The sequence below is a fragment of the Rhodococcus sp. NPDC003322 genome (assembly GCF_053589555.1).
In genome coordinates, this window is sequence record NZ_JBSFSC010000002.1 from 427,802 (window position 1) to 450,993 (window position 23,192).

Sequence of the window (23,192 nt, forward strand, 5' to 3'; positions counted from 1 at the left end):
TCACGACCGCACACCTCCACGCACAGACGCGTGCCAGAAGAGAACCTTGCTTTCCACCGTTCCCATGAGCCAGTTGACGAGCATCCCGAGCAGACCGCTGGTGACGATGAGCGCGTACATCGCCGGCGCGTCATCGTTGATCTGTGCGAGTGCGACATCCAGTCCCAGACCGGGTGTACCGAGGATCAGCTCGACGCCGACGGACAGGATCAAGGCGACCGTGGCGGCCAATCGCACACCCGTCATGAGGTAGGGCAACAGGGTCGGGAAGATCAGATGGCGAACCCGCTGCCAGAAGTTCATCTGCAGGGTCAGGGCGGTATCCGTGGCGACCTTGTCGACGTCGGCGACGCCGTAGAGCACCTGGACCAGCACGATCCAGAAGCAGGCATAGACGACGATCAGCAACTCGGCGCTGAGGGCCGGACCGTAGAGGAGCGCCGCCAGCGGAATGAGAGCGACCGCTGGGATAGGGCGCAGGAACTCGATCGTCGAATGGGTTGCCCGCCGCAGGAACGCACTGGATCCGATGACCACGCCGACCACGATCGCGGCGACGCTGGAGATCACCAGGCCGATCAGCCACGCCCGAAGGGTGTAACCGACTGCGATCCAGAAGTCCGGGTCGGAGAGGTTCTGGATGAATTCCGAGAAGACCACCGTCGGTGGCGGCAGAAAGTGCGAACTGACCGGTCCGACGGCAGCGAATACCTGCCAGATCAGGAGAAAACCCAGAATGCCGGCCACACCCAGGAGGAGTGGCTTGTACGGGGCGATTGCATTGGGCGTTCGGGAACCGACCCGTTGCGGCCGAACCGCGATGGGGCTCTCCCGTTCTCGTTGTGCCACGCTCATGGCAGGCAACCTTTCGAGTGTTACAGAAAAGGGGGGCGGGCCGGGCCTTGCGGCCCGACCCACGCGGTCACTTGGTCCAGACGACGTTCTCGCCGGGCTCCTTGTTCATGACGCCGTACTTCACCAGCAGGGTGCTGAACTGGTCGATCGCGTCGACGTCCAACGCCGCGTCCCACTGAATGAATTCGGTCTTCGCCGCGACCGCGGGGTCGGTGCCGATCACCTTCGGCAGCAGGGCACGGACCTCATCCTGATGCTCTTCGGCGTAGGTGAGGGTTTCGTCGAGGGCTGCGGTGAACCGTTCGACCAGATCGGGGTTGGCGTCGACGAGCTTGCGGCCGCCAACGATGACCAGCTCGGCTCCGCCGAGGCCCGCAGCGGGGATGAAGTCGCTGACGATGGTGCCGCCGCTGCTCAGAATTTGCCCCATGAAAGGAGGGCCCGCCATCCCGGCGTCGATCTGACCGCTCGCGAGCTGCGCGGCGACCTGGTCGAAGCCGAGCTGGACGAACGTGATCCTGTCAGGGTTGCCACCATCCTGCGCGACGGCCTCCTTGATCCCGATTTCGCCGATGCTACCGAGGGCGTTGATCGCGACGCGCTTGCCTTCGAGATCCTTGGCCGACTTGATGTCCGAGCCCGCGCCGACGAGGACGGCGACGGAGTCGTTCACGGTGTCGGGACGATTCTTGGCGTAGCCGGACACGATCGGGACATCGAGGCCCTTGCTGCTCGCGACCAGGGGCGTGGTCGGACTGGCCAGGACGAAGTCGAGGCCTCCGGAATTCACGGCCGGCAGCTGCGCGGCGCTCGACTGGCCCATGACCAGCTCGACCTCGATGCCGTGATCGGCGAAGAAGCCCTGCTCCATACCGATCTCGAAGGCACCGACCGCCGATGAGGGGAAGAGCCCGACCTTCACGACGTCGAGGCCACTGTCCGATTTCGGTGCGGCGCCGTCGTTCGAACCGCTGGAGCACGCAGTCAGCGCGAGCGCCAGGGCCGCGCTCCCGGCAAGCACAGACAAGGTCCGCTTCATGAATTCCTTCTTCCCTGAATCCGACTGTTCCCGGCGATCTTGATCGGCCGTGCAGGTGTGACGCCCGCAACATCGACTATGTCACATATTTCACATTAATCAAGCATTAATGCATTTGTGCTAGAGAATGCATTCTCAGGTCAACTGCAGACGAGCAGTGGAGAACACCGACTCCAGAGTCGAGTCGAGATCCTGAGCGAGACACTCGGCCGCGATGACATGGTCCGGTCGCACAATCACCGCCGAGAACGGCCGCTGATGGAACCAGGACTTGATCACGCCCGACGGATCGCCCACTACGTTCACGCCGTCCCCCGCGTTCGCCGCCGCCCACGAAAGCTGGGCAGCAGGTACCAGATGCACCAGGCGAGCGCCGAGCGACTCCCACCGCTCCGCGTTTTCCTTGTCGATGAGCTGCTGTGGATCGTTGTTCCACACGAAGATCCGCCAGCCGGCCCCCGTCACATCGTCGAGCAACTGATCGGACGCGGTCGTGGTGCACACCCGCGGCTGCGGGAAGAGCGTACCGACAGCCGACTTGAAGTCCTCTGCAATGGGTACCGACTTCAACTGCCGCACCCGCGCCGGCACCACGACGCCACGCTCGTAGCGCGGCATGGGTTTGAACCCCTGACCGGAAACGTACGCCTTGAGCCGCGGCAACCTGTCGACGACCACTGCCGCGGCATCACGCGCGGCAGAACGCAGTTTGCTGCGGTTGGTGACCAGGTTGGCCATGCCGACCGACAGATCGACCATCGCCTTCACATGGTCGCGACGCTCCTCCGCGTAGGTGTCGAGCAACGCGTCGTCGGCTCGCCCCTTCACGACAGCAGCAAGCTTCCAACCAAGATTCATCGCGTCACGAATGCACGAGTTCCACCCCTGACCCGCGACCACCGGCATGACGTGGGCCGCGTCTCCGGCCAAGAGAACCGGCCCCTCCCGGAACCTCGCTGCCAGTCGAGCGTGATGGGTGTAGACGCGTCGACGGATGATGTTGAGTCGCCTCGGATCGGGCACGTGCTCGGCAAGGAGGCCGTAGATGAACTCGTCCGATTCCACCAACTCCTCCCCCTCGTCGTCGAGCATCATGAATTCCCAGCGCCGAATACCATGCGGGAGACCGAGAGTGGCGTAGCCACGCGTCGGATCGCCACCGAATACTGCATGCGGTGTGCCGAGCGGGTCGTCGGCGACATCGATCACCAGACCGCGCTGCTTGCGCGTCTCGCCTTCGAACTCGATACCGAGATGGGTCCGGGTGAAGGACCGACCACCCTCACACCCGACGACGTAGCGCGCAGTGATCTGCGAGGTCTCTTCGCCTGATCTGACCGTGACTGTCGCCTCGCTGTCGTTGTACACGAGGTCGATTGCCTCGGTCCCGAGCCGGACGTCGACCGTTTCGAAACGCTCCAAACCTGCCAACAGGACCTGGTCGACCAACGGCTGCACGAAGCCGTTACGTCGAGGCCAACCGAATTCGCGTGTCGTCGGGTTGATCTCCGCAATGATCTTCATGTCCCCGTTGACGATCCGGACCTGCTGGTCGGGGACCGTGTGCGGCAACACCTTGTCGACCAAGCCGATCGACTGCATCACCCGCAGCGCCTCGTCGTCGATTCCGACCGCACGCGGATAATCGATGAGCTCCTCGAGTGCCTCGATCAGCACAGTGCGCACACCTTGCTGCCCAAGCAAGTTCGCGAGCGTCAGCCCGGTGGGGCCCGCGCCGATGATCAGGACGTCCGTGTTCACGATTCACTCCTCAGGGTTGCGATGTTCTGCCGTGCCTGGGCGCCGACCATGAGGAGGTCGATCCCGAGCCCCACGTAATCGATCAGTTCCGCACGAGCCAGATCACCCGCGTAGACGGGGGAACTGGAGTAGATGCCGCAGGTCCGCCCGTGTGCCCGAGCCGCCTTCGCGACTTCGACGATCGCGTCGTACACCGGGCCGTCCGTCCAGTCGGCCCCACCACCGAGACCGAAGGACACGGCCAGATCCGCCGGTCCGATGTACACGGACCCGACACCCTCCACCGAGAGGATCTCCTCGGCGGAGTCGAGCCCACGGCGCGTCTCGATCTGCACGATGCACTCGACCGCTTCGTTCCCGGCCTCCGTGTAGCTGCTGCCGGAATACAACTGGGGGCGGCTGGGCCCCAGGCTGCGGCGACCGAGCGGCGGATACTTGGTCGCCGCCACGAGGGCGCGGGCCTCGTCGGCACTTTCGATGGTCGGGGCGATGACGCCGCGCGCGCCGCTGTCCATCAGGCGACCGATCGCACCCGAGTCGATGCGCGCCACACGCGCATAGGCGTACCCGACGTCGCGCGGAATCGCCCGCAGCATCGTGCAGGCGGTCTCCAGCCCGACCTCACCGTGCTGCAGGTCGATGACGACACCGTCGTACCCGTTGAACAGACCGCTTTCGACGATGCTCAGAGACGGGGTGGCGACATGGAGAAGGGCGGGGATGTTCGTCACTTGCCACCCTCGGCCAGTCGACGAGCGTGGGCGGCTGCGTTCTCACCACCGAAGACCGGAACTATCTCCCGGCGACGGATACGCCATTCGCCGTCCACCTGGACGTACTCCTCGCGGAACTCGCCGACGCTTGCGGGCCGCAGCGGATCGTCCTGCGTGCTGCGGAAAGTCGTGTAGTAGGTCGTGCCGGTGAGGACCCCGTCCTCCCAGGCCAGGCGGGTGCCGCCGGAGAAGTGACGGACCGTGCCCGCGTCCTGGGTGACGCGGCGCTCGCCCCACGCCTTGATGGCATCGCGGCCGTTCATGGTGCCGAGCGGTCCGAAAGAGACTGCGTCCTCGGCGTAGAGCGTGTAGAGCCGGTCGGCATGACCGTGGTCGATCATCCAATGGTGCTCTGCCACCAGTTGTTCGATGGCGACGCGGATTTCGGTGCTGACAACGGGCGCAGTCCCAGAGACGTTCTCGGTGATTCCGGTCATCGCTTCATTCCTTCGAGTCGAGGGTTGCGCGAACGCAACCGAGTCCGGTGATGGTGGCGGTGCATTCGACGTCGGCCGGCCAGGGCTCGATGTATCCGATGGAGCCCGAGAGCAGGATCTCGCCGGCTCGCAGCGGCTGGCCGATCCGCAACGCCGTCTCTGCAAGCCACTGCACCGCGTTGATCGGGTCGCCCAGCACGTTCCCACCCACGCCGCGGGTGATTTCGGAACCGGCCGCCGTGGTGATCACCATCTCGACGTCGGCCAGTTCGATTTCGCCGTAGGCGTGTCGTTCCTCGCCCAATACGACCCCGTCGCACCCTGCGTTGTCGGCGATGGTGTCGACAATCTGACCGACGTTGCCTGCGTAGCGGAAGTCCACGAGCTCGAATGCCGGAGTGACGTAGTCGATTGCGTCCTTGATCGCCTCGAGCTCGGCGTCGAGGATGTCCTTCGCCAGTACGAAGGCAACCTCCGCCTCGATTCGCAGGAAGTTGTGCGCGGACGCCGGCCGCACCACACCCGAGGTGTGAACCATGTCGTCGTGGATGATGCCGTAGTCGGGCTCGAAGACCCCGACCCGCTTCTGCACGAGCGGATTGGTCAGGCCGACCTTGCGGCCGACGCGACGCACGCCGAGTTCGGCCTCCCGCCGGGTGGCGACGAGCTCGGAGATGCGGTACGCCGCATCCAGATCGCGCTCGGACAGCCGCGGACTGACGAAGTCCATGGTCGTGACCTCGCGGCGGGCGCAGTAGAGCTCATCGGCGATCTGCTCGATGACGCTGGTGTCTGTCATGGTTCAGCCTTTTCGTGCGAGGAAGTCGAGGGCGGCGGCGTTGAAGGTCTCGGGGTCCTCCCACTGCGGCCAGTGCGCTGCGTTCTCGATGAGCAGGAACTCGCCGTCCGGGATCAGTTCGGCGAGTTCTTCTCCCACCTCGGGGCCGCCGCTGGGTTCGTGGTCGGTCCACACCAGTAGTGCCGGTACGGGGATCGCCGCGAAGTCCTCGTCGGTGACCTGGTTGCGGAAGCGGGTTTCCGGCTGACGCAGCACCGCGATGTGGTGCATGGAGTCGCCGAAGCCCTCGCGGGAGTAGACCGCCTGCCGGATGTGGACCAGCTCGTCGGTGATCTTCTCGGGGTCGTGGATGACGACCTGCAGCCGCTGCCTGACATTGCCGAAGGTCGGTTCGGTGACGGCCTGCCGGCTGACGGACTGCGCGCGGTCCACCCGCTCGGCGGTCGTGACGCGACCGCCCGGCGCGCTGAGGATCACCGTCCGCACCCGCTCGGGGTGGCGGGCGGCGAACTTGATCGCGATCCATCCGCCGAGGGACTCGCCACACAGGTGCGCGCGCTCGATGCCGAGCACGTCGAGCAGTGCGAGCAGGTGTTCCTCGTACTCGGGGATCTCCAGGTCGTGATCGGTCAGAGTGGTGAAGCCGTGGCCGGGATAGTCGTACCCCACCACGCGGTACTTCGACGCCAGGGCACGGATGTTCTGGGTGAAAGCCTCGATGTGCCCTGTGGTTCCGTTGAGCAGGACCACGGTCTGCTCATCGGGCCGGCCAGTGCCGCCGACCGTGAGTACACGGGTGCGCCAGCCGTTCACCTCGACGTAGTCGAGGCGGTGCGGCAGGTCTGCGATTGCTGCCCAAAAGGTCTTGAACTCGTACATGTCATCACGCTCCGATCGCGGCCTGGATACCGAAACCGGCGCCCCAGGTCTGCACGGGCCAGTAGTGGTCGACGGCAATGCGGTAGGGACCGGCTGTGGAGAGCGCGGCGTATGCCGCGATCCAGCTGCGCATCTCGTGCGCAGCGCTGCCGCCCTCGGCCACAAACCAGTCGTTGGACCATCCGTCGACCGTGGACAGGTCACCGGAGCGGAACACATCAAGGACCAGCTCGTCCCAGGCTTCGTTGAGGGGCGCGCTCGAGGCCTTGCCGTCCGCGATGGCCTGGATTCCCGCGACGATCGCCTGCTCGCGCGCGGCGCGATCAGCTCGGGTGGGGGCGTATGCGATGAGACGCTCCCGCAACGGTTCCGGGGCGCCTTCCCAGCGCGGGACAGGCGGGTTGTGCGAGATGCCGCCGGAGGCCACCAGCAAAACTCGCTTGTCGAGTTGTTGCGCCGCCCTACCGACTGCTTCCCCGAACAACCGGACACGCTGCATCGGCGTGAGCGGGAAGCCGAGAGCGTTGACAAAGATGGGAACGATGGGTCGGCTCAGCGGGTGGCCATAGATGAACTCGAGCGGCTGCAGGATGCCGTGGTCCACCGTCATCCGCTCGGACCGGCCGATGTCGATTCCCTGTTCGAGGACCAGGGCGTGCAGGGTGCGGGCGGTGTCTCCGTCGACGGGCACCGGGCCTGCCGTGGTGCCGTAGTCACCGACGCCGACGGCCTCGGCTCCGATCGCCCAGGAAGTGATGAGTGAGTACAGCTGGCCGTTGAAGTGATCGGGGCCGAAGACGACGACCACCTCAGGGTCGAAGCTCTCGACGAAGGCACGCACCTCACCGATCGCGGCCTCGATTTCCGCCATCATCGTGCCTCCCGGGTCGACATTGCCGAATGACGGCGCATGGGACATGGCAGCGACTGCCAAAGGCATGCCAGCAGTTCCTTTCATCAGGGGCACCCGCAGGAGGCAGGGTGGGTCGCCTGCAACGAGGCGAATCTAGTATCTAGAATCATCATTCTAGTGATGCCAGACACAATTGTCCATGATTATGATTTCGACTCGAGTGAGTTCCACTCAAGCGCAGGGCACGAAGGCTCCGCCCGAGAACGGGCGACTGCGGCACAGGGACAACTCGGCGAAGCCCACGCCCGCCCGGCGCCGGCGTGGGCAGCGATCCGAGGGTGACCAAGTCAGAATCGACACTCGAACAGCTTGTGCCACAACATGAACAAGGCACATGCGAATCACGGATTGAGCCAACCATCCGACCCGGGCGATCAAGCCCAGCCGATTACCGGCTGTCGATCCCGGCAAAGTCTGGCCGGTGGAACTCGAACGTGGGCAAGCAGATCTCGGGAGAACGGCTGGGGCTGCGGTTCGCAGACAGCCGGAGCGGGATCAGTGGAATCCTCGTCGATGCCGCAACCCGGTCACGGTACGGCCACCCCGACGGACAGTTGACTTGCCCGCACGGGGTGGCCCGACGAGCAGCACACTCGTGCGACCCGAGAGGCCGGCAGATCAGGAACCGACAGGATCGGTCAGCATGATGCCGAAGCCGGTACCCCATTCGTGGACCGGCCAGTACCAGCGGCCGGCAACCGTCGGCACTGCGACCGCGTTGGCGGCCGCGAAGGCCGCGACCCAAGCGCGGATCTCGTGCGCCGATCCCCCGCCCTCGCGCACCATCCATTCATTGGCCCAGTCGTCGACCTCACCGAGCCGACATTCCGCCAGAGTGTCCATCACGAGTTGATCGAACTGCTCGTTGAGCGGCTGTTGACCGGCTCCGTTTCGGCCGTGGGCGAGCGCGGCGTCAATGACTCGCCGCTGCCGCTCCTGCCGTTGCTCGGTGGTGTAATGGCGGCCGTCGATCAGGCGCTCTCGCACCTCGGCCGAGGCACCCTGCAGCTTGGGGACCGGCGGGTCGTGTGAGAGGCCTCCGGAGCCGACAACCAGGACTCGCTTGCCCCACAGCGCGGCCTCGCGGCCGATCGCCTCACCGAGCTTCCTGACCCTCCGCATCGCCACCAGTGGCAATCCCACCGCGTTGACGAAGATCGGCACGATGGGACGCTCGTAGTCTGCACCGAACAGCATCTCGAGAGTCTGAGCCATGCCATGGTCGACGTACAGCCTCTCCGATTGAGCGACATCGATTTCCGCGTCGAGCGCCGCCCGCACGAGCAGACCGGCGCGTTCGCCGTCGACGGGGAGCACGCGCTGCTGCGTGCTCCAGTCGCCGACGCTGACAGCCCCCGAGCCGATGCAGAAGGCCGGCATCATGTCGTAGAAGACGCCGTTGAAGTGGTCCGGCCCGAAGACAACCGTAACGTCAGGATCGAATGCCTCGATCGCGCTCCGAACCTTGGCCATCGCCGCGTCGATCTCGTCCAGCACTCCACCGGAAGGCTCGACCTCTCCGATGAGCGGCGAGTGCGACATCGTGCAGACCGCGATCGTCACGGCTACTGCTCCGCGACGATCTCGTTGCGAAGGACTCCAAGGCCGGTGATTTCGACCTCGACGACGTCGCCGGGGCTCAGCAGGCCCGGCGGGTCCATGAAAAGTCCCACGCCGCCCGGTGTTCCGGTGACGATGATGTCGCCGGGAGCGAGCGGGGTGAAGGTCGAGATGTGCTCGATCAGACGATCGATCGGGAATCGCATGTCCGCAATCGTCGCCTTCTGGCGCTGCTCACCGTTGACCCGTGTCTCCAGAGTGCAGGAGTCGAGATCAGCTACATCGGCAGCCGGCACGAAGTACGGACCCATCGCCCCGGTGCCCGGGAAGTTCTTGCCCGGGGTCCACTGAGTGGTCGCGCGCTGCCAGTCGCGCACCGTGAAGTCGTTGTAGATGCTGTATCCCGCAATCACCGAGGACGCATCGGCACCAGGGACCTTGAACGCCCGCGCACCGATGACCACGGCGAGTTCGCCCTCGTAGTCGAACTGGCCTGCGACCGCAGGAATCTGCACGGGGACGAGGTGGCCGGTCTGGGAGTCGGCAAACCGCGTGAACAGCGTGGGCGCGCCAGCTTCCGCCCGACCGGTCTCCTCCTGATGAGACCGGTAATTGACGCCGACGCAAATGATCTTCGTCGGATTCGGCACGGCCGGCAGGAACGACACCTCGGACTCCAAGCCGACAGGCTCCAGTCCATCGATCAGGGAATCGCGAAGCAGATTTCCTTCGATCGCGTCTCGCAAGGTTGCGGCCACATTCGCGCCCCCCGACCCCAAGTCGTAGACCTGCCCATCGACCACGGCACCCCAGCTCGGCAGGTTCTCCGACACCTCGAAACTCACGTACTTCACAATCACTCCTTCGAAGAATGCATTCTCAACGCGAGAGTACTTCAGCAGTGAGATAAAACATAGCCTGACGGACCATGAAACGATCCAGGCACCGTCGGGGGTCACCACTCCGACATCACCACATCGCGCGGGCGGCGAAGAGCGCTCCGCTGTTGCGACACATGACTTTCGGACTACGCATTGCCGATAGCCAGCACCCCTTGCAGCGGCGCGTCAGCCCTGTTCGGGGTTGCGGCCAACTTCCTTTGGTGAGCAAATTCCGGTGATGGCGAGCTGCCCGTTCGGCCGACAATCGCGGTGCGGGACGGCGTGGGCTCTAGCGCAGCTGCTCGCGACGGGAGATGGTGCTGCCCAGGCCCGCCGCGGCCGCCCTGACGGCCGCGACCTGGGTTTCGGGCCGGAACCGTCCCGTGGGCCCGGTGACGCTGATCGCCGCGACGGTGTCCCCTCCGGGACCGACGACGGGGGCGGCGACGCAGTTGATGCCGAGCGCGGATTCCTCGTGCTCGAAGGCGACCCCTGTTTCAACGATCCGGTCCAGCTGACGCCGCAGGATCCCGGGCGCGACGATCGTGTGCGGCGTGCGCCGGACCAGCGGCCCCGCCAGGACCTCCTGCTGCAGGTCGGGCGCGGCGTAGGCAAGGAGCGTCTTGCCGATCGCGGAGCAGTGCAACGGAATCCGGCCGCCGGTCCGGGAGGGGGACTTGGCCTGCCTGTGGCCGCCGATCTTGGCCACGTAGACCACGTCGTGGCCGTCACGGACCCCTAGGTGCACGGTCTCGTGGGTCCGCTCGTACAGGTCCTGCAGGAACGGCATCGCCATCTCCAGGAGGCTGCGTTCGAGAGAGGCGAGCATCCCGAGTTCGAAGAGCCCGCCGCTGAGCCGATAGCCGCCGTCCACCCGGTCGAGGAGCCGGTTCGCGACCAGCTCGCCGGCGAGCCGGTGCACGGTGGCCTTGTGCAGGCCGGTCCGGCGGACCAGTTCGGCGAGGGGCAGGACCTGATCCTCGGGGCGGTAGGCACGCAGGATGGTCACCGCCTTGCCGAGCACGGTGTCGAGATTCGCGGCGCCGGTCACATGGACCAGCGTATCGCTGAGTGAGACGTTGGGCTGGTCCCCTCGCGCGAGTGCCGTAACAGTAGTGCCCATGAGCCAGCCCACGAATTCCATCGCGGCGAGCGAATCCGACATCGCCGCTGCCGCGGACCGCCTCGCGTCCGCCGCCGCGGCCGGTGCGCCGTGCGCGCCGATCCGGGACCTGATCGGCGAGGCCAACCTGGAGGCCGCCTACGCCGTCCAGCAGCAGTTCAACGATCGGCGACTGCAGGCCGGAGCCCGCATCGTCGGTCGCAAGATCGGCCTGACCTCGAAGGCCGTGCAGGAGCAGCTCGGCGTCGGCCAGCCCGACCTCGGCGTGCTCTTCGACGACATGGACTTCGCAGACGGGTCCGACATCCCGATGTCGCGGCTGATCCAGCCGAAGATCGAGGGCGAGGTCGGCTTCGTCCTCGGCAAGGACCTGATCGACGGCCCCCTCGACGTCGCGCAGGTGCGCGACGCCATCGACTACGCGGTCGCCGCGCTCGAGATCTGCGACAGCCGGATCCAGGGCTGGGACATCCGCTTCAGCGACACCGTCGCCGACAACGCCTCGTCCGGTGTGTACGTCCTCGGCTCCGAGCGCCGCACCCTCGACGAGGTCGAACCGGTGGACGTGACCATGTCGATGAAGGTCGACGGCACCGAGGTCTCGACCGGCAACGGCGCCGCCTGCCTCGGCGACCCGATCGAGGCCGTGGTGTGGCTGGCGCAGACCGCCCGCGAGCTCGGCCAGCCGCTGCTCGCCGGACAGGTGATCCTCTCCGGCGCGCTCGGCCCGATGGCGCCCGTCGGCGCCGGCAACACCGTCACCGTCACCGTGTCCGGTCTCGGCACCGTGACCGCTCGTTTCGTGGAAGAGAAGGAAGCATGAGCAAAGTCAAGGTCGCGATCATCGGATCGGGCAACATCGGCACCGATCTGATGATCAAGGTGATGAACCACTCCGAGTACCTGGAGATGGGCGCGATGGTCGGCATCGACCCCGCCTCGGACGGACTCGCCCGCGCCGCCGCACTGGGCGTCCCGACCACCCACGAGGGTGTCGAGGGCCTGGTGGCACTGCCGAACTTCGACGAGATCGAGATCGTCTTCGACGCCACCTCCGCCAAGGCGCACGTGGTGAACAACGAACGCCTCGGTGCGCTCGGCAAGCGGATGATCGACCTCACCCCGGCCGCGATCGGACCGTTCGTGATCCCCGCGGTCAACGGCGACGAGCACCTCGACGCCCCCAACGTGAACATGGTGACCTGTGGTGGTCAGGCGACCATCCCCATGGTCGCGGCCGTCTCCCGGGTCGTCCCGGTGGCGTACGCCGAGATCGTCGCGTCGATCGCGTCGAAGTCGGCAGGCCCCGGCACCCGCGCGAACATCGACGAGTTCACCGAGACCACCTCCTCGGCGATCGTCTCGGTCGGCGGCGCCAAGCGCGGCAAGGCGATCATCATCCTCAACCCGGCCGAGCCGCCGCTGATGATGCGCGACACGGTGTTCTGCCTCGTCGACGCCGCGGACCCGGCCACCCACGACGAGATCCGCCAGTCGGTGGAGAAGATGGTCGGCGACGTGTCCGCCTACGTGCCCGGCTACCGGCTCAAGCAGCAGGTCCAGATCACCGAGATCCCGGCCGATCAGCCCGTCGAGACGCTGCTGGTCGAGGGCGCCACCCGCCCGACCCACCAGGTCTCGATCTTCCTCGAGGTCGAGGGCGCCGGTCACTACCTGCCCACCTACGCGGGCAACCTCGACATCATGACCTCCGCCGGACAGCAGATCGCGGAGCGCATCGCCCAGAAGAAGGAAGCCACCCGATGAGCACCAACCCCACCATCTTCGTCCAGGACGTCACCCTCCGGGACGGCATGCACGCGGTGCGCCACCGGATCACCCCGGAGGACGTCAAGCGGATCGTCACGGCCCTCGACGACGCCGGTGTCGACGCCATCGAGGTCGCGCACGGTGACGGCCTGGCTGGCGGCTCCGTGAACTACGGTCCCGGCTCCAACACCGACTGGGAGTGGATCGAGGCGGCCGCCGAGGTGCTCCAGCACGCTCGCCTGACCACCCTCCTGCTGCCCGGCGTCGGCACCATCGAGGAGCTCAAGCACGCCTACAAGCTGGGTGTGCGGTCGGTGCGCGTCGCGACGCACTGCACCGAGGCGGACGTCTCCGCACAGCACATCGAGACCGCCCGCGAGATCGGCATGGACGTCTCCGGCTTCCTGATGATGAGCCACATGGCCCCGCCGGAGGAGCTGGCCAAGCAGGCCAAGCTGATGGAGTCCTACGGCGCGCACTGCGTGTACGTCACCGACTCGGGTGGACGCCTGACCATGGGCGACGTCCGGGACCGCATCCGCGCGTACAAGGACGTCCTCAACGACGGCACCGAGATCGGCATCCACGCGCACGAGAACCTGTCGCTGTCGGTGGCGAACAGCGTCGTCGCCGTCGAGGAGGGCGTCTACCGCGTCGACGCCTCGCTCGCCGGGCACGGCGCCGGCGCGGGCAACTGCCCGATCGAGCCGTTCATCGCGGTCGCCGACCTGTACGACTGGAAGCACAACTGCGACGTCTTCAAGCTGCAGGACGCGGCCGACGACATCGTCCGCCCGCTGCAGGACCGGCCGGTCCGCGTCGACCGCGAGACCCTCACCCTGGGCTACGCCGGCGTGTACTCGTCCTTCCTGCGGCACGCGGAGATCCAGGCGGAGCGCTACGGCGTCGACGTGCGCACCCTGCTCCTCGAGGCCGGTAAGCGTCGCCTGGTCGGTGGCCAGGAGGACATGCTCATCGACATCGCGCTGACGATCGTCGCCGAGCGTGAGGCCGCCGCCAAGAAGTAGGCGCTCCACGCAACACGGCAAAACCCCTGTGCACACTCCTTTTCGGGTGTGCACAGGGGTTTTCTGCGTCGAATGCCCCTGTGCGCGCTGCAGAAGCCGTGTGCACAGGGTGAGGGAAGGACGATGACCGCGGGCCCGGTGGAGTCGTCCACCAGGCCCGCGGTCGTCGTCATGCCGGCGGTCAGACCAGCTCCGCAACCTTCTCCTCGGCCACCGGTTCGGCGGGCGGGGTGTTCCGCTTGCGGCCGGCGAACCATTCGATGGCGATCACGCAGACCAGCGCGACGGCCGCCCAGATCAGGAACGTGACCGCATGGCCTCCCACGCTGTCACCGCCGAAGTAGAGGATCGAGCGGGCCGACTCGACCGCGGCCGGCATCGGCAGGATGTCGTGGAGTACCCGGAAGATCTCGGGCGACAGGTAGATCGACATGCCACCGCCGGAGGCGGGGACGCCGAGGAACATGACCACCAGGATCACCGGCAGCACCGCGAGCATGCCGAGCAGTCGCGCGAACACGGTCGTGAACATCGAGATGGTGAACGTCGCGAGCGCACCGATGCCGATCAGCTGCCAGGCGTGACCGGAGACGGCCCCGACGATCGGGCCTGCGATCGTCCACACCACCACGGACATCGCCAGCGCCCAGCCGGCCGCGATCGGCAGCAGCCTGCGCAGGGCCAGCAGCTCCGGCGCCGCCGTTCCCATCACGATGATCAGCATGAACCCGGACATCATCCAGCCGATCGCCAGGTACATGCTCACGGTGCCCATGGTGTCGTTCGAACCGAGCGGGGTGACGTCCGCAGTGGTCAGTGGCATGCCCTGCTGCTGTGCCACCTGCGTGAACACGGTGGTGACCGTCTGCTGCTGGCTCATGCCCGCAGCACCTGCGGTGATCAGCGTCGCCGTCGGGTTCTCCGCACTCGGCAGGACGAACGCACCGACGACCGTCCGGTCGACGACCAGCTGCTCCGCCTCGTCGGGTGAGGCGACCCGGAAGTCGAACATCCCCTCCATGGACTTGTCCAGGCCGGTGGCCATCTGCTCGGCCTGCGCCGGGTCCGACGCGGCGACGGCGACGGGCAGTTCGCGCGGCGACGGCTGGTACATCGACGACGTCATGATCGACATCATCATCGCGACCATGGCGAGCGGGAACAGCGCGATGGTGGCGTAGCGGGCGCGGGTCGACTGCGGCCGGTTGCCGGTGAAGGAGGCGAGCGTCGGTTCGGGCAGCGCCGTCTCGGGGTTCTTGCGCCGCTTGAGGGCGTCGACGAGCACCGTCAACGCGACGGCGACCAGGGCACCGACGGCGAGGACGACGAGGTGGCCGGTCAGTCCGTTGCCCCCGAAGTACAGGACCGAGCGCAGTGCCTCACCGATGGCGGGCGACGGCAGGAAGTTGTACAGGACCGAGAAGATGCCGGGCATCGTGTGCACCGACATGCCCAGGTTGGAGGCCGGGATGCCGAGCACCATCAGGAACAGCATGCCGACGAGCACGGCGAGCGGCCCGAAGATGCGGGTGAGGAACAACTGCACGCACGAGATGGCGAACACGCCGAGCCAGCAGATGCCGAGGACCGCGGCGGTGTGACCCTCGACGGCCCCGAGGATCGGGTCCGCGATGAACCAGACGACGGCGGAGATCAGTGCGGCCCAGCCCCCGAGCAGCGGGTAGATGCGGCGCTTACGAAGCAGTTCCGGAGCCGCCGAGAGGATCAGGCTCAGGGGCATGTACCCGGCGAGCACGAGTGCCGTGGTCATGAACATGACGCCGAGGCCTGCGCTGTCGTGGGCGGGCAGCGGTGCCAGGTCGTCGGTGGTGACGGTGGCGTCCTGAGATGCCGCGAACGGCACCAGCAACTGGTTGACGGTCGATGCCTGGGAGGCACCCGCCGCGCCTGCGGTCAGGACGGTGGCCTCGCCGGAGTCGGAGAACACGACGGCTCCGACGACCTCACGGTCGGTGACGAGCGCCCGTGCCTGGTCGACACTGTCGGCGACCCGGACCTCGAGGGCCGACGGGTTGGACGCCTCCAGTGCGTCCGCGAGTCGGGCGGCCTCGGCCTGCGATGTTCCGACGACGGCCACCGGCAGGTCGTGCGGTTTCGGTGCGTGCATCGCTCCGAGGTAGCCGCTCACCATCATCGAGACCATCAGGAACGGGAAGATCAGCATGCCGACGTAGCGGGCGATCTTCTCCTTACGGGCCCGCGCCGCCTCGGCAGCTGCGGGATCCACCTGGTCCACCCCCTCGACCGGCGGTTGCACTTTCTTGCTCACGGCCACTCCTCGTCTGCGTCACTGCGTTCCCGGCTCGGACCGAGTACCAGTCAAAATTACGCCACGTGACTTAAAATGGACAACGTGACGCGTGCATGACGTTGGTCTCACCGCACGCGAGATCATGGGTCCGGGTCACACCGACGGAACCAGCAGCCGGTTCCACCGACGACAGGAGCGAGATGGCGCGCAAGAGCGAGCTGGCGCGGACAGCGCTGATGGACGCGGCCGAGGAACTCTTCGGCCGGTACGGCATCGACCAGGTCTCCAGTCGGCGCATCGCCGAACACGCGGGGGCCGCCAACCACTCGGCGGTCGCCTATCACTTCGGCGACCGCGACGGCCTGATCCGGGCACTGTTCGAGCGACAGGCCGAGACCACCGACGCGCTGCGTACCGCCATGTTCCGCGAGATCGGCGCCGACGGGAGCCTGACCGACTACCTGCGCTGCATGATCCTCCCTGCGACACAGTCATTTTCGGCGTTGCCGATACCATCGTGGCGGGCCCGGTTCATCAGCCAGGCGCGACACAACCCGACCGCGGTGAAACTGCTCACCGAGCGGGCAACGACCGTGTCGTCCGAATCAGAGGAGATTCGCGCGCTGACCCTCACCCACCTCGGCCACCTCGACCGCGACGTGATGATCGGCAGGGCCTGGATCCTGAGCCGCATGATCTTCGACGTCTGCGCCGAATACGAGGCGTCCGTCGCCGCAGGCAACCGCGAGGCGGCGTGGGAAGCGCTGGGCAATTTCCTCACCGACGCCGCCGCCGGCCTGCTCGGAGCCCCGGTCTCCGAGCCGAGCCCGTTCCACCCGGACCCGGCCACGCTCTAGCCTCCGGAACCGGCCTGACCTCCGGAACCGTAGGGCCGGGTGAGGATTTCGAGGTAGTGCCCGTCCGGATCGAGGAAGTACACCCCACGACCGCCGTCGTTGGTGTTGTACTCGCCGGGCCGGGTCTGCCGCGGATCGGCCCAGTGGTCGCGTCCCTCGGCGACGATCCGCCCGTAGATGGCGTCGAAGTCGTCCTCCGAGACCAGGAATGCATAGTGCTGCGGCACGATGTCGACGTGACCGGGCGGCTGCGCATAGTCCAGCGTGACACCGTTGGCGAGTGTCACGGACAGGAAGTGGCCCGCAGGAACCGGATCCGGCAGACCGAACAGCGTGGTGAGAAAGGTGGCCGAGCGCTGCTTGTCGCGCGCCCCGACGATGGTGTGGTTGAACGAGATGGTCACGAAGAACCCCTCAGCTACGACGCCTCCATGCCTGACGCAGTCCGCCATCGACACGCGACGTTGCCCACCACCCTGCCCGAGGAGACGCGGCGGCGCAACCGGATTCAGCGGTAGTCGGGGTTCGGGAACGTCGGGGCACAGCCCGCGTCCCACAGCGAACGCTGGTTACCGTGGGCGGGAATCCCGCCCGCGGCCTTGATCATTGCGGCCATGTGCATGAGGTTGTACGTCATGAACGTCGTGTTGCGGTTGGTGAAGTCGTTGTCCGGCCCACCCGATCCCTCGTCCAGATAGGACGGACCCGGCCCGGCCTCACCGATCCACCCGGCATCGGCCTGCGGCGGGATCGTGTACCCGAGGTGCTGCAGGCTGTAGAGCACGTTCATCGCACAGTGCTTGACGCCGTCCTCGTTGCCGGTGAACAGGGCGCCTCCGACCCGGCCGTAGTACGCGTACTGCCCCTTGTCGTTGAGGATCGCCGAGCACCCGTACAACCGCTCGATGACCTTCTTCATCACGGAACTGTTGTCGCCCAACCAGATCGGACCGGCCAGCACCAGGATGTCGGCGGCCAGGACACGCTCGAACAGTCGCGGCCACTCGTCACTCGACCACCCGTGTTCCCGCATGTCCGGGTACACGCCGGTCGCGATGTCGTGGTCGACAGCCCGGATCTGGTCGACCGCCACCCCCGCGTCCCGCATCAGCGACACACTCCGGTCGATCAAACCCTGCGTGTGGCTCAGTTCCGGCGACGGCTTGAGGGTGCAGTTGACGTACACCGCGAGCAGACCGGTGAAGTCGGGTCGCGGCTCCGAGGACGAGGGACTGGACATGGGCACCTCCATGTGACGGCGGTACGCCGGCCGTGCAGTCCGGTGAGCGAGCGCGGGCCGTCAGGCCGGCGTCGGCGATCCGAGAATCCACGATAGGCGCCGCGGGCCTCGCCCGTGACCCGAAGACGCCGAATGCGGCGGTCGCCTCGTGAGCGACCGCCGCATTCGGCATCGGTGGGCCGGAGCCCGAGGAATCAGGCCTTCGGCGTGAACGCCGCGAGGGGCTCGGAGGCCGACCAGTCGTGGCCCCAGTAGCTGTCCGCGGTGATTTCCTCCGCGGTGTAGTGATCCTCGTCGACGAGCATGCCCTCGGTGCCGAACTCGATGTCCCAGCCGCCGGGTGCGCGCACGTAGAACGAGACCATCTTGTCGTTCGTGTGCCGGCCCAGGGTCGAGGACAGCGAGAAGCCGAGCTTGTTGATCCGGTCCAGGGCCTGACCGACGGCGTCGAGGGTGTCGACCTCCATCATCAGATGAACCATGCCGGGGGCCTCGGTCGGCGGCGCCGGGCAGATCGCCAGGCTGTGGTGCCGCTGGTTGACGCCGAGGAACCGCACCCGCCGCGCCGGACCGGGGGAACCCGGGCCGCCGAGCCGGATCGCGCCACGCGGACGGAACCCGAGGACCTCGGTGAAGAAGTCGTAGGTCTCCTGGAACTTCGGCGTCGGCAGCACGACGTGACCGAGACCGGCCGCACCGGTGACGAACCGTCCACCGTGCGGGGTGACGACCGGGCTGTGGTCGAGGACCGGACCGAAGAAGACCTCGGCGACCGTGCCGGACGGATCCTGGAACGTGATCGCCCGCTCGACGCGCAGGTGGTCCGCCTCGTCCTGCGTCATCTCGCGGACCTCGATGCCGGCCTTCTCGACCTTCTCGCGCACCGCCTGGAGCGCGAACTGGTCACGCACCTCCCAGCCGACGGCGAGGACCTTGTCGACGTCGCCGGGCAGCACCTGCAGTCGCGACGTGCGCTCGTCGACGCGCAGGTAAAGGCCGTTCTCGTCCGGTCCGGTGCCTTCGGCCATGCCGAGTCCGTCGATCACCAGTTCGCGCCAACGGGCCAGATCCTGCGACTGAACCCGCAGGTACCCGAGGGAGTGGATGTCGGTCATGTCTCTTCCCAATCCTTCCGGAATCAGATCATCGAGCGGTGGATGCCCTGCGGCTCACCGCCGAGCTGGGTCAGGGCCGATGCGTGGTTGATCGAACCGGGCACGTGGATCGCATGCGACAGGCCGACGTGTGCGTCACGCCAGAAACGCTGCAGCGGCAGCGTCACCTTCATCGCACCGCCACCGGCGCGGGCGAAGACCTCGTCGAGTGCGCTCACGGCGCGCCATGCGGCGTTGGTCTGGGTGCGGCGACCGATCGCACGCTCTTCGAAGGTGATCTCCTGCCCCTTCTCGGTCTTGTCCCAGAAGCGATCGACGGTCTCGAGGATCGCCACACGGGACGCGTTGATCTCGTCCGCGGCCTGACCGATGGCGTACATGACGTACGGATCGTCCTTGATCGGGACGCCGGTGACCGCAACCCGCTCCTTCTGCATGGCGATGTACAGTCCGAGACCGCCCTCCGCCATACCGATCAGCGACGAGGAGATGCCGAGCGGGAAGATGCACGAGAACGGGAACTTGTACAGCGTCTCGTCGCGTCCGGCGTGCGCGGCGCCGTTGCCCTGCAGGACGATGTCGGCGTCGATCGTGCGGTACTCGGGCAGGAACGCATCCTTGACGACGAAGTCCTTCGAGCCGGTGCCGCGCAGGCCCACGACGTTCCAGCTGTCGTCGTCGACCGTGTAGTCCGACTTCGGAACCAGCACGTGCAGGTTCTTGCCGGTGCGCTTGCCGTCCTTGTCGCCGAGGGCGGCGCCGATCATGACCCAATCGCAGTGGTCGTTACCGGTCGAGAACGACCAGCGGCCGTTGAGGATGTAGCCGCCGTCGGTCGGGACCGCGACACCCATGGGTGCGTAGGGCGACGCGATCCAGGTGTCGACGTTCTCGCCCCACACCTCCTGCTGGGCCTTGGGATCGAAGAAGGCCATCTCCCACGGGTGCACGCCGACGATGCCGGAGACCCAGCCGGTGGAGCCGTCGATGGCACCGATGCCCATCGCGGTCTCTGCGAACTCACGCGGGTGCGCCTGGAGGCCGCCGAACTCCTTCGGCTGCAGCATGCGGATGACGCCGGAGTCACGCAGCCGCTTGGCGTTGCCATCCGACAGACGCATGAGCTTCTCGCCCTCGATGCCGCCTTCGCGGATCTCGTCCGCGTGCTGCATGATCCGGTCCAGGACCTCTCCCATGACTTCCCTCATCTCTGCTGATGATCCGGCGGCGGGGCCGCCTCTTGTGTCTGAACGTCCCAGCCTCAGGCGGACGCGGCTTCGCTGCTCTCGCTCAGTGGGAGCGTGTTCGCGGCGGCGTACTTGGCGGCGAGGTAGCCGAACACCATCGACGGACCGATGGTGGCGCCCGCGCCCGCGTACTCGTTGCCCATCACCGATGCGGTGGTGTTGCCGGTCGCGTACAGGCCCGCGATGGCGGAGCCGTCGCCGCGCAGCACCCGGCTGTTCTCGTCGGTGACGAGACCGCCCTTGGTGCCGAGGTCACCGGCCTCGCACTTGATCGCGTAGAACGGGCCCTTGACGATCTCGTCCATGTTGGGGTTCTTCATGGTGGGGTCGCCGTAGTACCGGTCGTAGGCGCTGTCGCCGCGGCCGAAGTCCTCGTCCTTGCCGGACCGGGCGAAGCCGTTGAACCGGTCGATGGTCGCGAGCAGCTTGTCGGCCGGGACCCCGATCTTCTCGGCGAGCTCACGCAGCGTGTCGGCCTTGTGGATGACACCGGAGTCGTAGAAGCCCTGCGGGAACGGCATGTTCGGCAGCACCTGCGCGAACGGGTAGCGGTTCTTCGCCTTGGTGTCCATGACGAACCAGGCCGGGACGTGACCGCCCTCGAGCTGGTCGTGCACGAAGTTCACGTACGGCGACGATTCGTTGGTGAACCGCTCGCCATTGGCGTTGACGATCACCGACGGCGGGATGCACCGCTCGGAGACCAGCGGGATGACCGCGCCCATCGGGTGGAACACCGACGGCATCCACCAGGCGTCGTCCATCAGGTCGACCGCGGCGCCGAGCTTCTGGCCCGCCAGGATGCCGTCGCCCTTGAGCTCCCGGGCACCGGCGCTGGCATTCGCGCGGCCGTGCTCCGGGAGGTACTTGTCGCGCATCTCCTGGTTGTGGTCGAAGCCGCCGGTCGCGAGCAGCACGCCGCGGGTGGCGCGGATCCGCACGGTCTTGCCCTCGCGCTCGGCGACGACGCCGATCACGGTGCCGTTCGCGTCGGTGACCAGTTCCGTCATCGAGGTGCGCAGCCACAGCGGGACGCCGTAGTCCTTGAGCACCATTCGCATCCGCGCGGCCAGGGCCCGACCGCCGGTGGACATGTGCCTGCGGCGAACCGTGTTCGACGCGACGCGCCACGCGGCGACGAGCGAGGCGCGGCGGCCGGCCCAGGTGCGCTTGACCAGTGCCAGGTCGTGGTAATCCTTCGACGTCACCCACAGGCCGAGCGGTCCCTTCATGCTGTTGGGACGCTGGAACTGCTCGTCCTCCTTCAGCTTCCGGGTGTCGAACGGCAGGCACTCGATGGTGCGGCCGAGGGGGCTGCCGCCCTTCTCCTCCGGGTGGTAGTCGGAGTAGCCCTTCACCCAGTACAGCTTCATGTTCTTGTTGCGGTCCAGCAGCTCCATGAGCTTCGGGCCGTTGTCGACGTAGGCGTCGATCCGGGCGTCGGAGACACCGGAGCCCTTGGTCAGGGTGCGCAGGTAACCCTTGATCTCGTTGGGGTCGTCGACCTGCCCCTTGCGGGTGAGGGTGGGGGCGTTGGGGATCCAGATGCCGCCGCCGGAGATGGCGGTGGAGCCGCCGAACTTCTTGCCCTTCTCGATGATCAGGGTGTTCAGGCCCAGCTCGGCGGCGGTGACGCCGGCGGACATGCCGCCGCCGCCGCTGCCGACGATCAGGAAGTCGACGGTGGTGTCCCAGTTCTGGTCGGTGGTCATTCTCAGCTGTCCTTGCGGGTCAGGAAGGCGAGCACCGCGGAAGTCCAGGCCTCCTTGGCCTCGATCATCGTCCAGTGCCCGCAGTTCGGGAACACGTGCAGTTCGGCGTTCGGGATGTCGCGCATCGGCAGCATCGCCATGTCGACGGGGCTGACCCGGTCGTCGCGACCCCAGGTGAGCATCGTCTGGGCCTGCACCTTGTGCAGCTGCGCCCAGTACGGGGTGGCGCCGGAGGCCTTCGCGGCGGCGGCATTGGCGGCGAACGCCTTGCTGCTGTACATCCGGGCGGCGATCTCGAGGGTGAGCGGCTCGGTGGCCAGCGCCCAACGCTCCTCGATCAGCTGCTCGGTGACCACGGCCGGGTCGTAGACCATCGAGTGCAGCCACCGGATCAGGCCCTCACGGGTCGGGTTGTCGGTGAACTCCATCAGCAACTTGATGCCCTCACCGGGCCCGGGGGCGAAGACGTTCTTGCCGATGCCACCGATGGTGACCAGCTTGTTCACCCGCTGCGGCGCGTTGATGGCGACGTTGGTGGCGACGATGCCGCCCATCGAGTTGCCGATCATGTGCACCGGCTCGTCGATGCCGAGCGCGTCGAGGAACGTCCCCACGGACGCGCCGGCCATCACCATCGGGTGCCCGTCGCCCGGGTCACTGACGCCGAAGCCGGGGAACTCGAGAACGAGGCAGCGGAAGTGCTCGGCGAAATCGCCGAGGACGCCGCGGTAGTTGCGCCAGCCGGTGACGCCGGGGCCGGAACCGTGCAGGAGCAGCAACGGCGGGCCGTCACCGGCTTCGTGGTATCGGAGCACGCCGAGGTCGGTGGCGACCTCCCGCTTGGTGCCCTCGTAGGTCAGTTCGCTCGTCATGGACCCGACGGTGCCAGGTCAGGCATCCCGCTGGGAGTGACTTTCCCGATCAGCGAGAT

At 66.9% G+C, this 23,192-nt stretch carries 22 protein-coding genes; 4 read left to right on the top strand and 18 right to left on the bottom strand.

The features are described 5' to 3' along the window. The 11 genes from ACWDUM_RS08405 to ACWDUM_RS08455 all read right to left on the bottom strand — a co-directional run bounded on the left by ACWDUM_RS08405 (position 1) and on the right by ACWDUM_RS08455 (position 10,948). Entirely contained in the window at positions 1–918 is a 918-nt protein-coding gene (locus tag ACWDUM_RS08405) for an ABC transporter permease (protein ID WP_450133610.1), read from the bottom strand. A gap of 4 nt (positions 919–922) precedes the next feature. Then, positions 923–1,894, bottom strand: a complete 972-nt coding sequence (locus ACWDUM_RS08410) for an ABC transporter substrate-binding protein (RefSeq protein WP_450113086.1) — start codon at positions 1,892–1,894, stop codon at positions 923–925. 135 nt (positions 1,895–2,029) lie between these two features. Continuing rightward, a complete protein-coding gene (locus tag ACWDUM_RS08415) occupies positions 2,030–3,655 on the bottom strand; it encodes a bifunctional 3-(3-hydroxy-phenyl)propionate/3-hydroxycinnamic acid hydroxylase (protein WP_450133611.1) in 1,626 nt (541 codons plus the stop codon). Next, positions 3,652–4,386, bottom strand: a complete 735-nt coding sequence (locus tag ACWDUM_RS08420) for an HpcH/HpaI aldolase family protein (protein ID WP_450133612.1) — start codon at positions 4,384–4,386, stop codon at positions 3,652–3,654. The genes ACWDUM_RS08415 and ACWDUM_RS08420 overlap by 4 nt, the downstream gene beginning before the upstream one ends. Then, positions 4,383–4,865: a nuclear transport factor 2 family protein gene (locus tag ACWDUM_RS08425; RefSeq protein ID WP_450113089.1), complete on the bottom strand. Its 483-nt coding sequence runs from the start codon at positions 4,863–4,865 to the stop codon at positions 4,383–4,385. The genes ACWDUM_RS08420 and ACWDUM_RS08425 overlap by 4 nt, the downstream gene beginning before the upstream one ends. Positions 4,866–4,869: 4 nt before the next feature. Next, positions 4,870–5,664: a 2-keto-4-pentenoate hydratase gene (locus tag ACWDUM_RS08430; RefSeq protein ID WP_450113090.1), complete on the bottom strand. Its 795-nt coding sequence runs from the start codon at positions 5,662–5,664 to the stop codon at positions 4,870–4,872. 3 nt (positions 5,665–5,667) lie between these two features. Further along, the gene (locus ACWDUM_RS08435) at positions 5,668–6,543 is read right to left on the bottom strand and encodes an alpha/beta fold hydrolase (protein ID WP_450133613.1); all 876 of its coding nucleotides are present in this window, start codon (positions 6,541–6,543) and stop codon (positions 5,668–5,670) included. 4 nt (positions 6,544–6,547) lie between these two features. After that, positions 6,548–7,501 carry a 3-carboxyethylcatechol 2,3-dioxygenase gene (locus tag ACWDUM_RS08440; protein ID WP_450113213.1) on the bottom strand — a complete coding sequence of 318 codons (954 nt, stop codon included), beginning with the start codon at positions 7,499–7,501 and terminating at the stop codon, positions 6,548–6,550. 573 nt (positions 7,502–8,074) lie between these two features. Further along, positions 8,075–9,019 carry a 3-carboxyethylcatechol 2,3-dioxygenase gene (locus tag ACWDUM_RS08445; protein WP_450133614.1) on the bottom strand — a complete coding sequence of 315 codons (945 nt, stop codon included), beginning with the start codon at positions 9,017–9,019 and terminating at the stop codon, positions 8,075–8,077. A gap of 2 nt (positions 9,020–9,021) precedes the next feature. Beyond that, positions 9,022–9,870 carry a fumarylacetoacetate hydrolase family protein gene (locus ACWDUM_RS08450; protein ID WP_450133615.1) on the bottom strand — a complete coding sequence of 283 codons (849 nt, stop codon included), beginning with the start codon at positions 9,868–9,870 and terminating at the stop codon, positions 9,022–9,024. A 316-nt stretch (positions 9,871–10,186) separates the two neighbouring features. Further along, the gene (locus ACWDUM_RS08455) at positions 10,187–10,948 is read right to left on the bottom strand and encodes an IclR family transcriptional regulator (protein WP_450113094.1); all 762 of its coding nucleotides are present in this window, start codon (positions 10,946–10,948) and stop codon (positions 10,187–10,189) included. 70 nt (positions 10,949–11,018) lie between these two features. Between ACWDUM_RS08455 and ACWDUM_RS08460 the strand changes: the two genes are divergently transcribed. From ACWDUM_RS08460 to dmpG, 3 genes are read left to right on the top strand one after another with little or no spacing between them, the layout of a single operon-like run. Continuing rightward, positions 11,019–11,843, top strand: a complete 825-nt coding sequence (locus ACWDUM_RS08460) for a 2-keto-4-pentenoate hydratase (RefSeq protein ID WP_450113095.1) — start codon at positions 11,019–11,021, stop codon at positions 11,841–11,843. Then, positions 11,840–12,787 carry an acetaldehyde dehydrogenase (acetylating) gene (locus tag ACWDUM_RS08465; RefSeq protein WP_450133616.1) on the top strand — a complete coding sequence of 316 codons (948 nt, stop codon included), beginning with the start codon at positions 11,840–11,842 and terminating at the stop codon, positions 12,785–12,787. Before ACWDUM_RS08460 ends, ACWDUM_RS08465 begins: the two co-directional genes overlap by 4 nt. Next, entirely contained in the window at positions 12,784–13,818 is a 1,035-nt protein-coding gene (dmpG, locus tag ACWDUM_RS08470) for a 4-hydroxy-2-oxovalerate aldolase (protein ID WP_450133617.1), read from the top strand. The genes ACWDUM_RS08465 and dmpG overlap by 4 nt, the downstream gene beginning before the upstream one ends. Before the next feature lie 181 nt (positions 13,819–13,999). On the opposite strand, the gene ACWDUM_RS08475 is transcribed toward dmpG, so the two are convergent. Beyond that, a complete protein-coding gene (locus ACWDUM_RS08475) occupies positions 14,000–16,108 on the bottom strand; it encodes an ABC transporter permease (RefSeq protein WP_450133618.1) in 2,109 nt (702 codons plus the stop codon). A gap of 182 nt (positions 16,109–16,290) precedes the next feature. On the opposite strand from ACWDUM_RS08475, the gene ACWDUM_RS08480 reads away from it, so the two are divergent. Then, positions 16,291–16,947, top strand: coding sequence for a TetR family transcriptional regulator (locus tag ACWDUM_RS08480; RefSeq protein WP_450133619.1), 657 nt, complete (start codon positions 16,291–16,293; stop codon positions 16,945–16,947). Here the strand turns inward: ACWDUM_RS08480 and ACWDUM_RS08485 are convergent. The 6 genes from ACWDUM_RS08485 to ACWDUM_RS08510 all read right to left on the bottom strand — a co-directional run bounded on the left by ACWDUM_RS08485 (position 16,944) and on the right by ACWDUM_RS08510 (position 23,133). Continuing rightward, positions 16,944–17,351: a VOC family protein gene (locus tag ACWDUM_RS08485; RefSeq protein ID WP_450133620.1), complete on the bottom strand. Its 408-nt coding sequence runs from the start codon at positions 17,349–17,351 to the stop codon at positions 16,944–16,946. The two genes, ACWDUM_RS08480 and ACWDUM_RS08485, sit on opposite strands and share 4 nt — an antisense overlap. A 104-nt stretch (positions 17,352–17,455) precedes the next feature. Continuing rightward, positions 17,456–18,187 (bottom strand): flavodoxin family protein, encoded by a 732-nt coding sequence (locus ACWDUM_RS08490; protein ID WP_450113101.1) that lies wholly within the window; start codon positions 18,185–18,187, stop codon positions 17,456–17,458. Between the two features lie 194 nt (positions 18,188–18,381). Further along, complete coding sequence (locus tag ACWDUM_RS08495; protein ID WP_450113102.1) at positions 18,382–19,302, bottom strand: VOC family protein; 921 nt, start codon at positions 19,300–19,302, stop codon at positions 18,382–18,384. A gap of 23 nt (positions 19,303–19,325) precedes the next feature. Then, a complete protein-coding gene (locus tag ACWDUM_RS08500; RefSeq protein ID WP_450113103.1) occupies positions 19,326–20,498 on the bottom strand; it encodes a hydroxylase in 1,173 nt (390 codons plus the stop codon). A gap of 65 nt (positions 20,499–20,563) precedes the next feature. Then, positions 20,564–22,261 (bottom strand): FAD-binding protein, encoded by a 1,698-nt coding sequence (locus tag ACWDUM_RS08505; protein WP_450133621.1) that lies wholly within the window; start codon positions 22,259–22,261, stop codon positions 20,564–20,566. Between the two features lie 2 nt (positions 22,262–22,263). Next, complete coding sequence (locus tag ACWDUM_RS08510; RefSeq protein ID WP_450113105.1) at positions 22,264–23,133, bottom strand: alpha/beta fold hydrolase; 870 nt, start codon at positions 23,131–23,133, stop codon at positions 22,264–22,266. Positions 23,134–23,192 lie beyond the last annotated feature (59 nt).